Consider the following 12,973-nt stretch of genomic DNA (forward strand, 5'->3'; position numbering starts at 1 on the left):
AGCAACAGATTATGAGCCCCGATTTGAATGCGATTATTATTAATCGTACATTTAACATTGAACGAATATTTTAATAATGAAGAAATTGGTAGTTCTTTCGGGAGCCGGCATGAGCCAGGAAAGCGGCTTAAAGACATTTCGCGACATGGGTGGAATCTGGGAGCAATATGATGTTACCGAAGTTGCCACTCCTGAAGCGTGGGCGCGCAATCCGGAACTGGTTTTGCGGTTTTACAACGAACGGCGCCAGCAACTTTTCGAGGCACAACCCAACGGCGGGCACTGCGGAATTGCAGAACTGGAGAAATGGTTTGATGTGCAGGTAGTAACCCAAAATGTTGACAACCTGCACGAGCGGGCCGGAAGCACAAAAGTTACGCATTTGCATGGCGAGTTGATGAAAGCCCGAAGCACCATCGATGCAGATTTGATTTACGAACTCGACAATTGGGAACTTAAATTGGGCGATTGCTGCGAAAAAGGAAGCCAGTTACGCCCTCATATTGTTTGGTTTGGCGAAGCTGTACCCGAAATTCCAACTGCCATTGACATTGTACAGCAAGCTGATATTCTGGTGGTAATTGGAACTTCGCTGGCGGTTTATCCTGCGGCGAGCCTTGTAAACTATGTGCAAAAAGGAACACCGATTTATGTTATCGATCCTAACCGGCCCGAAGTTTACCACGAAAATGTTACTTATATCGAAAAAAAAGCGGAAATTGGGGTGGAGCTATTAAAAAAGGAACTGGAAAAACTAAAATAAATGAAGCGAATAGTTGTTGCCTTTGGATTTCTTTTGATTGCAAATTTTGTTATTGCCCAGCGTTTCGATGCCGGAATAATTGCAGGATTTAACGGCACACAGGTTGAAGGCGATAACCTGAAAGGCTATCACAAAGCGGGTATTTTAGCCGGTCTTTTTGTTCAGACAGATATCGCACCTGCAATTGTTGCCGGAATGGAAATAAAATATTCGCAAAAAGGCTCGCGAAGATCATTCGACCCGAAACAACCCGATATTGACAAATACATTATGCGCCTGGGGTATATCGACATTCCGCTTTTCATGGCCTTCCGCACCAACGACCGAAGTATGATCATCGGTGGTATTGCGCCGGGAGTTTTAATCCACTCGAAAGAATTGAACAGCGATGGCGAAATACCGGAACCCGACCGGCAGGATTTTAACACTTTCGACTTGCAGCCTTTTGTAGGTTTTCAGTTTGATTTCCTGGAACATGCATCGGTTGATCTGCGTTTCGCTTTATCCGTTCTTCCGAGCAGCGACAAATCCGAAACCAATTACTATTTCCACAACGGCTTATTTAACAATGTAATTTCGCTGGCGTTGTATTACCGGCTGGGGCGGTGAGATTGAAAAGATTGATGCAGATTGAACGAGATTGATGCAGATTGAAAAAGATCGATGCAGATTGAGAAATTGCTAAATTGTCCTATTGTAAAATTGTAAAACTATCAAACTGCTAAATATTTAACCCTCATACACATAGACACTAAGACACGATGTTTTTTGAACCACATAGACACATAGAAATCATTAGATTTTGTTTGCTATTGCTAAATTGTTCAACTGTCAAATTGTTAACTGAAAACTTTCTTCCTCTACAATCGAAATTCATTTAGTTAACGAGTTCCGAGCTTTTCGTCTTTGTGCAACTTTGTGCCATCATTGTGAACTTTTGTGGTAGAAAATTTTTAAACACGAAGACTCAAAGACACGATGTTTGTTGAACCACATAGATACATAGAAATCATTAGATTTTGTTTGCTATTGCTAAATTGTTCATCTGTCAAATTGTTAACTGAAAACTTTCTTCCTCTACAATCGAAATTCATTTAGTTAACGAGTTCCGAGCTTTTCGTCTTTGTGAAACTTTGTGCCTTCTTTGTGAACCTTTGTGGTAGAAAATTTTTAAACACGAAGACGCTAGACACGATGTTTTTTTTGAACCACATAGATACATAGAACACAATAGTTTAGATTTACGCGATAACTGTTAACTGCGACTGAAAACTGAAAACTTTCCTCCCATTTTTGAAATCTAAAATCGTTAGTCTTCATTCGAAATTCAACATTCCTTATTTGCACCTCATTCACCAAATCCCGGCACCACTTAATCATTAATACTTAATCCTTTCAATAGCTATTTACCATCCACTTCGAAAAATCATCGAGGTAGGTCCAGAACGATTTCAGCACCTCATCGGGCAAATCCAGTTTACTCAAAACCTGCTTGTAACAATTTAACCACTCAATGCGCGCCTCGGCGGTAATTTTAAACGGCAGGTGCCTTCTGTTTAGCTGAGGTTTTCCGCGGTTTTGGTTAAAATAATCGGGGCCTCCGCAAATCTGAATAAAAAAATCGGCCGAGTGCTCTTTTGCCTTTTCCAATGCTATCGGATTTTTCGGGAAAAGATCTTTTATCGGGCTTTGCACAATCAAATCGTAATGGTCGCTCACCATTTTTCGCATTCCCTCCTCTTTCAAAATTTCCATCATTAAGGACGAAGGAAGTGTGATACCCGGACGAACTCCCTTGAAATATTTGCTGATCTCTAATTCCATCTTTGCTTTTTTGTGTTGAAACAACCAAAACCAAAAGTTGTTGAAATAACTGTCCAAAAAACCAAACGAATTAAGATACTATTTTTAAAACATAACCCGAGAATTATTCTCATACGATAGAACAATCATCTCCCTTAATTTGTCTTTAGAAGTACCGGTTAATTTTAACCAAAACCTAAGACTACAATGAGAAAAAAATACATGAACCCTTACCTGGCGGGCGTACTACTTGGACTGGTACTTTTAAGCGCCATGTTTTTTTCGGGGCGCGGACTGGGAGCCAGTGGCGGATTAAAATACGCCGTAGTAGCGGCCGTTGAAACAGTTGATCATCAACACGCAATGGAATCGCCGTACTACAGTAAATATTTCGAAGACGGTAAAAATCCCTTAAAAAGCTGGCTGGCACTTGAGGTGCTCGGCATGTTGTTAGGAGGGTTTATATCGGGAGCCATTTCGGGCCGCTTAAAATTCAAAATTGAAAAATCGCCAAAAATATCGAACGGGAAACGCTTGTTGTTTGCCTTTCTGGGAGGTGTGTTTTTTGTTTACGGTGCACAACTGGCTCGCGGATGTACCAGCGGAGCGGCACTCTCGGGGATGGCAGTACTTTCGGTAGCAGGATTTATGACCATGCTCGGCATTTTTGGCTCGGCCTTCCTTTTTGCATGGTTTTTCAGAAAACTCTGGATTTAAAACTCAGTCCATCAATCCTTCAATAAATCAATAATTATGGGACCGATTACACTACTTAACGACCTTCCGGAATGGCTCAACCTCGGCATCGGATTTTTTATCGGCATAGGTTTTGGCTTTGCATTGGAGCAAGCCGGTTTTTCATCGAGCCGCAAACTGGCAGGCATGTTCTACGGCTACGATACCACTGTTTTAAAAGTGTTTTTCACAGCCGCAATCGTAGCGCTGGCAGGCTCACAATTGCTCAGCTATTTTGGCTTGCTCGATTTAAACCTGGTGTATGTAAATCCCTATTATGTAACTGCAACACTCGTTGGCGGAGTTATTATGGGAGCCGGATTTATAATGGGCGGCTTTTGTCCGGGAACGGGAATCAGTGCGCTATCGATCGGGAAAATCGATGCCTTATTTTTTCTTGTGGGCGGATTAAGCGGTGCTTTTCTTTTTGCCGAATCGTATCCAATAATCCAGACACTGGCCGGAGCAAATTACAAAGGCCCGGTGCGTGTGGATGAGTGGCTGGGAGTTTCTCCCGGAGTTTTTACTTTTCTGCTGATAGCCGCTGCCATTGCGATGTTCTGGCTGGCCGAACTGGCCGAGAAGAAATACGCACGAAACGATATCACATCTGAAATTTAAACGGCATGAATGCACGAATAAAAATATCATTACTATTGGCAGGCGTTGGATTGATTTTGGCTTTTCTGCCTTTTAATGCGGCTAAATCTTTTCAACTAAAACCCACCGATTTGCTGGAAATTTCGTCGAATCCCGACATGTACTATACCGTTGACGAAGTGGCCCGTTTTGTAAATAACGAAGACACTACCATTAAATTGATCGATTTACGAAGCGCCTCAGAGTTTATGGAAAGTAACATTCCGGGGTCGATAAATATTCCGTTCAGCGATTTGCTCAATCCCAACTGGGAAGGTTCCCTGAATCAGGATAAAGTGAGAAATGTGTATTACGCAAACGGCGACGAAACGGCCAACATGGCCTGGACTATTGTGAGCGGACTGGGCTATCCGAATTCGTTTGTAATGAAAGGTGGAATGAATGAATGGTACCTTACGGTAATGTTGAGCAAGTTTGAAGGCGATCGGATTACACCACGCGAAAACACGCTGTTTGAAAACCGCTACAAAGCGCGCAGAACATTTACGCAAATAAATAGCTTGCCCGACAGTTTAAAATTGCAATACCTCGAAGCAAAACGATTGGAAGAATCGCAGCTGGACGGAGGTTGCGAATAAAAACAGATCAAAATGAAGAAAAATATAACATGGATTTTGGGTGTTTTGCTCTTACTTCTTGTACTGGTTTTGGTACGAACGTTTAATCCGAACCTGTTTAAAAGAAATGTGAGCGAAGCATTGGCAACGCCATCAGAAGTTACCGTTTCGGTACAGGAATTAAACGGTTTGCAAGACAGCTGCTTAATTGTTGAACTGGACGCAGAAAACCAACGTTTCCCCAATTCCCTTGCGATACCTTTTAACCAGCTGCTTCAGAAAGAGAATAAGGAAAAACTGAGTTCGCTTGATGGAAAAATCCTGCTTTATTCAGCAGATATTTCCACCAGTTCAAAGGCCTGGGTAATTCTGAATCAACTGGAATTTGAAGGCCTTTATATTCTCTCCGACGAAGAAAATCCGGAGGAGTTAAAATATAAATTCCAGCCCGATACAACGATCAGGCTGGAATAATATTTTATTTTTGAAAGATCCTCAATTTAGTTTTGAACGTACGGATAGTCGTGAATTTCGGCTTCGGTAAACGGCAGCCACGAAAGCGAACTTTCCTCTTCTTTCATTTTATCGTACATAAAGGCGTTGTTTCCAAAAGTGAGTGTTTTGGCATCGTAACCAAACAAACGCAGGTAAGCTGTTGCAAAACCCGAATTGTGGCCGGTATTGCAATACAACACCACTTCCTTGTCAACCGGAATCGTTTGCATCTCGGTAACAATACCAAGCGTTCCGCCGGGTTTGTACCGAACAGCACCCGGAATATGCCCAGAGTCGTACTTATCTTTCCGGTCGTAGTTAATTGTATAATACTTTTCGGGATTCTCAAACACAGCACCGGCTTTTACCAAAGCAACGCGATACCCGGCTGCAAAAAGCGCTTCGATCCGTTGTTGCAGAATCTCGTCACCATTGGTACTTCCGGTATTCAGTTTTGGAAAATCTGCAAGTGGCGCTTTATCATGCTCTTCCGTTTCCAACTCATCCTGAAAATCAGAAGAAACGTTGGCAAGCCACGCCCCCTCAGCAAAATGTTTGTTCCATCCACTCATCCCCCAGCGCATGGCGTAAACATTACCATAACCTGCCAGTCGTAATAAGGAAGTGGCGTAACTTGAAATCTGGCCTGAATAACATACCACAACAATTTTATCGTACTCAAACGGCTTGATATCGTTGGTAAGATACGTCGGCAAATCACTAAAATCAACACGAACAGCACCGTTTATATGCCCGTCGCTAAACGCATCTTCGTTACGTACATCAATAATATGAATGTTTCCATCCAGCTCGTCGTAAACTACCGATGGTTTTATCAGCGACGGGAAATTACGGCTATTGGCGTAATCGCCCATTTCATTCAGCGTTTTTAGCAGTAGTTTTGCCTCGGCATTTACCTCTACTTTGGGGCTTGTTTCTTGCAAACTGCTTTCTGCCTGATCCGTCTTTTTCTGCCCACCCGAGCAGGAAATTAAAACAACAAAAGCGGCCAGCGTAAGAAAACTTAAAATCGGTTTTATCTTGATCATAAATTAATCGGTATTAGCTCTAACCTTCAACAGAATTCATCTCTTTGTCGTAACGCAGGGTTTCTACTCTGCGGCCCTGCTCGTCGTATTTGTATTCGACAATGGCCACACCGTTATTCGGGTTATTCACCACGTTTCCGTTGGCATCTTTCGAAATACTTTTTACCAGCTCGCCAAATTCGTTGTATTCATTTTCGGTTACCGGAATTCCTTTTCCGCCAAGTAATTCATCGTCCTGATCGTAAACAACTGTTTTAATGGCGTTACCATATTCATCCACGGTATTTTGCCGTTTGGCCCAGCCCCAGTACAAATTGGAAAGCTGCCCGGTAGTGCTGTGCACCGAAAAGCTCAACAAATCGCCTTTGTCGTTGTTTTCGAATAAGAAATACGACACGCCAACATCGCCACAATTTTCGGCTGTGCAGTTATACATGGTATCTTCAATGTAGTTGGCCATTCGGGTTACATAACCGTTTGCATCATACGAAAAACGCAACTCGTAAAACGGACAAAACGGGTTCATTATGGTTTCTTCCCCGGCCAGATTGTAACGCAATTCGCGAATCATTCCATCATCCAGTTTCGACCACACATAATTATATATGTTATTGCGGTTCTCTGCCGGATTTCCCTCTTTATCGAGGAAACGCATTGCTACGCGCATTCCCGAATCATCGAGCGTATATTCCTGCGCAAAAGCACCTCCGTCTTCAACGGGCTCACCTTTTTCGTTAAAGGAATGTTTAATCTGTTTGTTCCCATCGTAAGTATAGGTAATTTTTGCTGCCCGCAGGTTTGAATAGCCCAACAACACACCATTACGGTTGTATTCTACCGATGCCAGTGTGCCATCATCGTTCCAGGTAAATTTGTAGTTATTCACTTTTTCAGCTTCTTTGGCCGAAATTTCATGCGAGCCACGCTCCAAATCCCATGGTGTTTCGCTAAATAACAGCTGTCGGTAATACTTAACGTTAGCATCTTCGGTGGTTGCAGGCTTCTGGTTACACGCCATAAAGCCCATTACCACAAGGGCAAGCAAAAACAATTTTGTAATTTTCATAGTAATCTATTTAATTTAATGATAATAAAATGCAGACATTCTGTTGCTTTAACAGATTGCAGGGAAACATTGTTTAAAAGGCTTTTCGCGTATTGATTACATCTTAAAAGGAATAAAACCGACCATTAAATATCGGCATAAGCCAGCGTGGCGATACTTACTTTTGTTCCGGGCTGATTTAACAAATGAATCGCACAGGCTTCCAGCGTGGCGCCGGTGGTTACCACATCGTCAATAAGTAAAACATGTTTGTTTTCAACCGCCTTCGGATCATTCAATCCAAAAACAGTTTCAACGTTTTGCCAGCGTTCGTAACGGTTTCGTTTTGTTTGGGTAGCGGTGTATTCCTTCCGGTGCAGCGTTTGGGTGTCAACCGGCTTTTTTAAAACTTCGGCAATTCCACGAGCTATCCAATCGCTTTGGTTAAAACCGCGCTTCTTTTCCTTTTTCGGATGCAGCGGTACCGGCATTAAAACATCAATTTCAGCAAAAAGTGGTGATTCCAACAATTGCAATCCGAATTTTTTCCCGGTTTCCTTACCCAGCTCTTTTAATCCTTTGTATTTTACATAGTGAATAAGTTGCTGGTATTTGCTCCCTTTTCTAAAACCAAAAAAAGCTGTGGCTGCTGAAATATCAACCCGCCCCCAAAATAACTGAGCCACTTTATTGTCGTGTTTTAAATGAAAATTGGTTACCGGCAGATCGTGCCAGCAATTAAAACAAACGAATTTTTCCTGCGTTACCAGACGTTTCCCGCAGGTTACACACAACTCGGGGAAAAACAGGCCCAATACATCGGAAATACTTTGCTCGAGAAGCTTCATAGCTGAAAGTTACAAAATTCTCTGTTCACCCCTCTTAATGTTAAGTTAAAAATTTCTACCTCATCAAGGAGGAACAAAACACCCCTATCTTGCAACTGACAAAAAGTATTTCCCTATCTCGCTTGTATTCCTCTCAGGAAATCATCTCTAAAGGTTGTCGCGTTCGAGGCAACCTTTTTGTTTTATAAAAAATAGGTATTTATAATAAAGCCTGCGTCTTAACTACAAACAAATGGCTGAATCAGCTGCGACTTGTTGAAAAATAAAGCACAATTGATATTTTTTAAACATACAAAAGTCAGGATTTTCGCCATATAAATTAGTATTTTTACCTGCATTGTTAAATCAAGAAACCTAAAATAATTAATGGCCATATTTCAACGTCTTGGTAACTACCTTAGAAAAAAGCTGTTACTAATCATTTTTATCGGATTTATAATTGGTATCGCAGTTACCATTTCTTCTCTTAAAGTTATTGAAGCAACCTCAACCAACGAATCGTGCGAAGTGTGCCACGTGCATCCTCATGTTTTTGATTCGTGGAAACTCTCTGTTCATCACGAAAACAGAACAGGAATGCATATCGGCTGTGTTGAATGTCACCTTCCGCCAAAAGGACAAGGCTATCTAAAAGAAAAAATTAAAGCAGGCGCCCGCGATGCTTACGGTTATTTATTTAAAGACAGTGCCGATTTTAACTGGGAAGCCAAATCTTCGCTAGAACAGGCGCAACATTTTGTTTTTGAAGAATCGTGCATTGCATGTCACAACAACTTATTTCCGCTAACACTTACTTCCGAAGGGCAGCAAGCGCACCTTTATTATTCGCAAAACGAAGAGGAACTGCGTTGTATCAACTGCCACCTGAATGTTGGCCATTACGATCCGAACGCGCTGCACGCAAAGAACGTTGAGTTTGGAAGTGCCGGTGCCGAGGCAAAAGAAAACTATACAGCTGCCGCCGAAGTTACTGCTCATGAAAATTTTACCGAAACGATACCGGGAACAACCATTGCGTTTAATATGAAAGCCATTCCGGGCGGAAGTTTCAAAATTGGAAGTCCGGAAACCGAACAATTGCGCGAAAGCGATGAAGGCCCGCAGAAAACGGTAAATGTAAGCCCGTTCTTTATGGCCGAAATAGAAGTAAGCTGGGATGAATACCTGGCATTTTACAGTGCCACAGCTGCCGAAGGCCGAACCACCGACACCGAAGGTACACGTACCGAGGCCGATGTTGATGCAATCTCAGGGCCAACGCCACCTTACGGACAACCCGACCAAAACTGGGGAATGGGAAGTCGCCCGGCCATTACAATGAGTTACCACTCGGCCGAAACCTACTGCAAATGGTTATCGCAGGTTACCGGAAAAACTTACCGCCTGCCAACAGAAGCCGAATGGGAATATGCAGCCCGCGGAGGTACAGAAACGCCGTTTTTCTTTGAAGGGCAGCCAAAAGATTTTAAAGAGAAGAATTTTATTGGAAAACTATTCGGAAAAGGAAGCGACCTTATTAATAACTACGTAGTTTACGAGAAAAACAGCAGCCTGAAAACGGCCAAGCCCGATGTTGTTGAAGCCAATCCGTTTGGGCTGAAAAATATGCTTGGTAATGCAGCAGAATATTGTACCGACTGGTACGCCGAAGATGCCTATTCGAACTTGAGCGATGGAGCAAATGATCCGAAAGGACCGGCTACGGGCGAGGAACACGTTATTCGTGGCGGAACCTTTAAAAGCCCGGTTGGCGAAGTCAGAAGTGCAGCACGCGATTACACCCGTACCGAAGCATGGATGAAAACCGATCCGCAAATGCCAAAAAGTATCTGGTGGTTATCCGACTGTAACTATATTGGTTTCAGGGTGATATGCGAATATGATGAAAATACCGGAAAATAACTTATAAAGATTGAATCCTAAATTCAACTAAAACATTAATATCATGAGTGACTACAATTTTTCAAGAAGAAGATTTTTAGCCGGAGCTGCAACAGTAGGCGCAGCAGGGGCTATGGGAATCGGAACTTTGTCATCGTGCTCTGGCGGAGGCTCTTCTGCAAGCGCCGAATACGATTGGATGCCAAGAGAGTACAAATATCCACCTTTGCTGGATGAAGTGCCTGCCGGAACAGTTTTAAAAGCCGGAATTGTTGGTTGCGGCGGACGAGGAACCGGTGCAGCTCTTAACTTTTTAGAAGCCGGTGGTTCAACCGTTCAGGTAACTGCATTGGCCGATGTTTTTAAAGACAGACTGGATAGCTGTGCAGAAAGAATTAAAAATGAAACCGGACAGGAAGTACCTGCTGAAAACTGTTTTATTGGTTTTGATGCTTACGAAAAAGTGCTCGATTCGGGTGTTGATGTTGTAATTCTGGCCACACCGCCAAAATTCCGTCCGCAGCAATTCGAGGCAGCTGTAAAAGCGCGCAAGCACGTATTTATGGAAAAACCAATTGCTGTTGACCCTGTAGGAATTCGCCAGGTTTTGGCTGCAGCAAAAATGGCCGATGCTGCCGGATTAAAAGTGGTTACAGGTACACAACGCCGCCACCAGCATAAATATCTAAATGTTTATAAACAACTCAGCAATAATACAATTGGTAAACTCACCACAGCCGAAGTATATTGGAACGGTGGCCAATTGTGGTACAGAAACAGCAAGCCCGAATGGAGCGAAATGGAATGGATGATTCGCGACTGGGTAAACTGGTGCTGGCTATCGGGCGACCATATTGTTGAACAACACGTGCACAATATCGACGTTGCCAACTGGTTTTTTGGCAAACACCCGATAAAAGCGCTCGGTTTTGGTTCTCGTCAGCGTCGCCCAACCGGTGATCAGTATGATAACTTTGCTGTTCGTTACGAACTGGAAGACGGACGCCAGATTTTAAGTACATGCCGCCAGATTAATGGCTGTACAAATGCTGTAAACGAAGTTATGCACGGTACCAAAGGAAAAGCATTTACAGCTCAGGGTGGCACAGCAAAAATTACTGATTTGGATGGTAATGATTTATTCTCGTACGAAGATCATGCAACGAGCCCGTACGTTCAGGAACACAAAGACCTGATTACCTGCATTCGCCAGGATATTCCGTTTAACGAAGCTGAAGAAACTGCCAATTCGGTAATGACGGCAATTATGGGTCGCGTTTCGGCATACACCGGAAAAGAAGTTACCTGGGAAGAAATGATGAACTCGGATATGAAACTGGGTCCTGACACTTTCATTATGGGCGATATTGGCTTTATGGAATCAGCAAGCGTACCTGTACCGGGAACACTTGAAGGTTAGTAAATAGCAGCCTTTCTTAAGATTATTTAATCAATTCAATATAAACCTTCGGCAATTGCCGAAGGTTTTTTTGGCACTATACTTGTTTTAACACTAAAAAATGAAGTTTAATTATAAAAGTCTGTTGCTATGAAAACAATTGAAAACAAACAAAGATTTACCTTCAGAAAAATTTCAGCATTTCTTTTAATAACTGTTGCTGCCGTACTGGCCTCGTGCGAAGGCCCGATGGGACCTCCGGGAATACCGGGAGAAGATGGTTACAATTTTGTTGGAACCACATTTGAATTTACGGGAGACTTTACACCCGCAAACGATTACCAACTGGTTTTTAATTTTAATGATAATGGATTCATTCCCTATTATTCAGACGTAATCCTAGCCTATGTTTTGTGGACTAACGAAGAAGGATTGGAATTCTGGCGCCCACTGCCACAAACCGAATATTTCCTATCGGGTGCTATTTTACAGTATAATTTCGATTATACAACAGATTATGAAAACGATGAGATTGTAGACATGTCGGTATTTTTAGGAGGGGATGTAGATTTAGCAAGCTTATCGACAGATTACACTTTGGATCAAACTTTCAGGATAGTCGTTGTTCCGTCTGATTTTATGAGTTTGGCCAATGTTGATGCCAGTGATGTGAATTCCATTCTGAATTCAGCCAGCATTCAGTTTCACTCCTTAGGAACAATTGAACCGGGAACTGTTATCGATACCAACATTGAGATTAAATAATTAGAAACAACGCTATAAAAAAACCGCTAATCCGTTTTGGTTAGTGGTTTTTTATGCTTTTATGGAGAATTACTAAACGGAAACTAGCCTTTGTGTTTTATCTCCTCAAGCCGTTTTTCATTAAGAATAGTAAGCACATTTTTCTTTAGATCGATTATCTCCATGGCCTGGAACTCCTTCAATATCCTTGAAACACTTTCGCGCGAGGTACCAATAAGCGCAGCAATTTCGGTTTGTGTGAGATTTAATGAAAAGGGATTTTCGCCATACACTTCATTCGCTAAATAACTGATGGTGTTGGCCAGGCGGCCGGGTAACTGCTGTTGTACATTTTTTACCAAACGATCGAAATAATTCATTTCATCTTCAAAAACCGTAGATAAAACTTTAAGGGCAAAATCGCCGTTACTTTTAAGCAAGGTTCTAAAATGATTGCGGTTAATATAACAAACTTCTGATTTGGTAAGCGCAACAGCCGAGTAGTAATTCGTTTTTGTCTCTTGGTCGAGATTTTGAAGCCCCAGATAAGATCCCCGTTTTGAAATGCTTAGAATAAAATCCTTTCCTCCGGCTGCCTTCTTTACTAATTTTACAAATCCTTCGCGCAAATAAATGATATGCTGAACCGGTCCTCCCTCTTTAAAAATGAGTTCGCCTTTTTCATACTGAATCATCGAACACGTTTCTCCAATCGTACTCAACTCACTGTCTTCTAAAACCGAAAAGGGTTTGGATTTTATGGTACAATTAACGCAACTATTGGTTGTAAGGTTCATTAAATAGGTCTTTGGTGTAATTTATATCACAATTATACGAGATTTTCCCACAAAGTTAAATGAACTAATGATCTTTATTGACCGTATAATTGTAAAAACTTTATACCATGAATAAAATAGTAACATTAATCTGCTACAATTTAGGTCTTTGGGGAATTTTAGGATTCTTCGTTACAATCCTGCTTGGTTTCTTAGCC

The 12,973-nt window shown here is 42.1% G+C and carries 14 protein-coding genes; 9 read left to right on the plus strand and 5 right to left on the minus strand.

What is annotated here, in order from left to right; genetic code table 11:
- Window positions 1–76 precede the first annotated feature (76 nt).
- Together BMW53_RS01675 and BMW53_RS01680 are read left to right on the plus strand one after the other, a co-directional pair.
- Window positions 77–763, plus strand: coding sequence for an SIR2 family NAD-dependent protein deacylase (locus BMW53_RS01675; RefSeq protein WP_038557739.1), 687 nt, complete (start codon window positions 77–79; stop codon window positions 761–763).
- Window positions 764–1,372: a porin family protein gene (locus BMW53_RS01680; RefSeq protein WP_038557736.1), complete on the plus strand. Its 609-nt coding sequence runs from the start codon at window positions 764–766 to the stop codon at window positions 1,370–1,372.
- Between the two features lie 786 nt (window positions 1,373–2,158).
- Here BMW53_RS01680 and BMW53_RS01685 read toward each other — a convergent pair.
- Complete coding sequence (locus BMW53_RS01685) at window positions 2,159–2,587, minus strand: globin domain-containing protein (protein ID WP_038564371.1); 429 nt, start codon at window positions 2,585–2,587, stop codon at window positions 2,159–2,161.
- A 186-nt stretch (window positions 2,588–2,773) separates the two neighbouring features.
- Here BMW53_RS01685 and BMW53_RS01690 point away from each other — a divergent pair, with 186 nt between their 5' ends.
- The 4 genes from BMW53_RS01690 to BMW53_RS01705 are packed head-to-tail and all read left to right on the plus strand — an operon-like array spanning window position 2,774 to window position 4,992.
- Entirely contained in the window at window positions 2,774–3,283 is a 510-nt protein-coding gene (locus tag BMW53_RS01690; protein ID WP_038557732.1) for a YeeE/YedE thiosulfate transporter family protein, read from the plus strand.
- Between the two features lie 36 nt (window positions 3,284–3,319).
- Window positions 3,320–3,922, plus strand: a complete 603-nt coding sequence (locus tag BMW53_RS01695) for a YeeE/YedE thiosulfate transporter family protein (protein ID WP_038557727.1) — start codon at window positions 3,320–3,322, stop codon at window positions 3,920–3,922.
- Window positions 3,923–3,927: 5 nt separating this feature from the next.
- A complete protein-coding gene (locus BMW53_RS01700) occupies window positions 3,928–4,539 on the plus strand; it encodes a rhodanese-like domain-containing protein (RefSeq protein ID WP_038557723.1) in 612 nt (203 codons plus the stop codon).
- Between the two features lie 12 nt (window positions 4,540–4,551).
- Entirely contained in the window at window positions 4,552–4,992 is a 441-nt protein-coding gene (locus BMW53_RS01705; RefSeq protein WP_038557720.1) for a hypothetical protein, read from the plus strand.
- 26 nt (window positions 4,993–5,018) lie between these two features.
- Here the strand turns inward: BMW53_RS01705 and BMW53_RS01710 are convergent, their stop codons facing one another.
- The 3 genes from BMW53_RS01710 to BMW53_RS01720 all read right to left on the minus strand — a co-directional run bounded on the left by BMW53_RS01710 (window position 5,019) and on the right by BMW53_RS01720 (window position 7,955).
- Entirely contained in the window at window positions 5,019–6,062 is a 1,044-nt protein-coding gene (locus tag BMW53_RS01710) for a rhodanese-like domain-containing protein (protein ID WP_038557718.1), read from the minus strand.
- Window positions 6,063–6,081: 19 nt separating this feature from the next.
- Entirely contained in the window at window positions 6,082–7,128 is a 1,047-nt protein-coding gene (locus BMW53_RS01715) for a hypothetical protein (RefSeq protein ID WP_038557716.1), read from the minus strand.
- Window positions 7,129–7,253: 125 nt separating this feature from the next.
- Window positions 7,254–7,955 (minus strand): ComF family protein, encoded by a 702-nt coding sequence (locus tag BMW53_RS01720; protein WP_038557713.1) that lies wholly within the window; start codon window positions 7,953–7,955, stop codon window positions 7,254–7,256.
- A 366-nt stretch (window positions 7,956–8,321) separates the two neighbouring features.
- Here BMW53_RS01720 and BMW53_RS01725 point away from each other — a divergent pair, with 366 nt between their 5' ends.
- The 3 genes from BMW53_RS01725 (at window position 8,322) to BMW53_RS01735 (ending at window position 12,000) form a co-directional block, all read left to right on the plus strand.
- Window positions 8,322–9,857 (plus strand): SUMF1/EgtB/PvdO family nonheme iron enzyme, encoded by a 1,536-nt coding sequence (locus BMW53_RS01725; RefSeq protein ID WP_038557711.1) that lies wholly within the window; start codon window positions 8,322–8,324, stop codon window positions 9,855–9,857.
- A gap of 43 nt (window positions 9,858–9,900) precedes the next feature.
- A complete protein-coding gene (locus BMW53_RS01730) occupies window positions 9,901–11,256 on the plus strand; it encodes a Gfo/Idh/MocA family protein (RefSeq protein ID WP_038557705.1) in 1,356 nt (451 codons plus the stop codon).
- A gap of 129 nt (window positions 11,257–11,385) precedes the next feature.
- Window positions 11,386–12,000 (plus strand): hypothetical protein, encoded by a 615-nt coding sequence (locus BMW53_RS01735; RefSeq protein WP_051567737.1) that lies wholly within the window; start codon window positions 11,386–11,388, stop codon window positions 11,998–12,000.
- Window positions 12,001–12,083: 83 nt separating this feature from the next.
- Here BMW53_RS01735 and BMW53_RS01740 read toward each other — a convergent pair whose 3' ends face one another.
- Window positions 12,084–12,776, minus strand: coding sequence for a Crp/Fnr family transcriptional regulator (locus tag BMW53_RS01740; protein WP_038557701.1), 693 nt, complete (start codon window positions 12,774–12,776; stop codon window positions 12,084–12,086).
- Window positions 12,777–12,973: the final 197 nt, after the last annotated feature.

It is taken from the genome of Draconibacterium orientale (genome assembly GCF_900111425.1).
Classification (GTDB): Bacteria; Bacteroidota; Bacteroidia; order Bacteroidales; family Prolixibacteraceae; genus Draconibacterium; species Draconibacterium orientale.

Coding starts and splice junctions, on each gene's coding strand:
- BMW53_RS01675 (WP_038557739.1), top strand. CDS start 77: ATGAAGAAATTGGTAGTTCTTTCGGGAGCCGGCATGAGCCAGGAAAGC.
- BMW53_RS01680 (WP_038557736.1), top strand. CDS start 764: ATGAAGCGAATAGTTGTTGCCTTTGGATTTCTTTTGATTGCAAATTTT.
- BMW53_RS01685 (WP_038564371.1), bottom strand. CDS start 2,587: ATGGAATTAGAGATCAGCAAATATTTCAAGGGAGTTCGTCCGGGTATC.
- BMW53_RS01690 (WP_038557732.1), top strand. CDS start 2,774: ATGAGAAAAAAATACATGAACCCTTACCTGGCGGGCGTACTACTTGGA.
- BMW53_RS01695 (WP_038557727.1), top strand. CDS start 3,320: ATGGGACCGATTACACTACTTAACGACCTTCCGGAATGGCTCAACCTC.
- BMW53_RS01700 (WP_038557723.1), top strand. CDS start 3,928: ATGAATGCACGAATAAAAATATCATTACTATTGGCAGGCGTTGGATTG.
- BMW53_RS01705 (WP_038557720.1), top strand. CDS start 4,552: ATGAAGAAAAATATAACATGGATTTTGGGTGTTTTGCTCTTACTTCTT.
- BMW53_RS01710 (WP_038557718.1), bottom strand. CDS start 6,062: ATGATCAAGATAAAACCGATTTTAAGTTTTCTTACGCTGGCCGCTTTT.
- BMW53_RS01715 (WP_038557716.1), bottom strand. CDS start 7,128: ATGAAAATTACAAAATTGTTTTTGCTTGCCCTTGTGGTAATGGGCTTT.
- BMW53_RS01720 (WP_038557713.1), bottom strand. CDS start 7,955: ATGAAGCTTCTCGAGCAAAGTATTTCCGATGTATTGGGCCTGTTTTTC.
- BMW53_RS01725 (WP_038557711.1), top strand. CDS start 8,322: ATGGCCATATTTCAACGTCTTGGTAACTACCTTAGAAAAAAGCTGTTA.
- BMW53_RS01730 (WP_038557705.1), top strand. CDS start 9,901: ATGAGTGACTACAATTTTTCAAGAAGAAGATTTTTAGCCGGAGCTGCA.
- BMW53_RS01735 (WP_051567737.1), top strand. CDS start 11,386: ATGAAAACAATTGAAAACAAACAAAGATTTACCTTCAGAAAAATTTCA.
- BMW53_RS01740 (WP_038557701.1), bottom strand. CDS start 12,776: ATGAACCTTACAACCAATAGTTGCGTTAATTGTACCATAAAATCCAAA.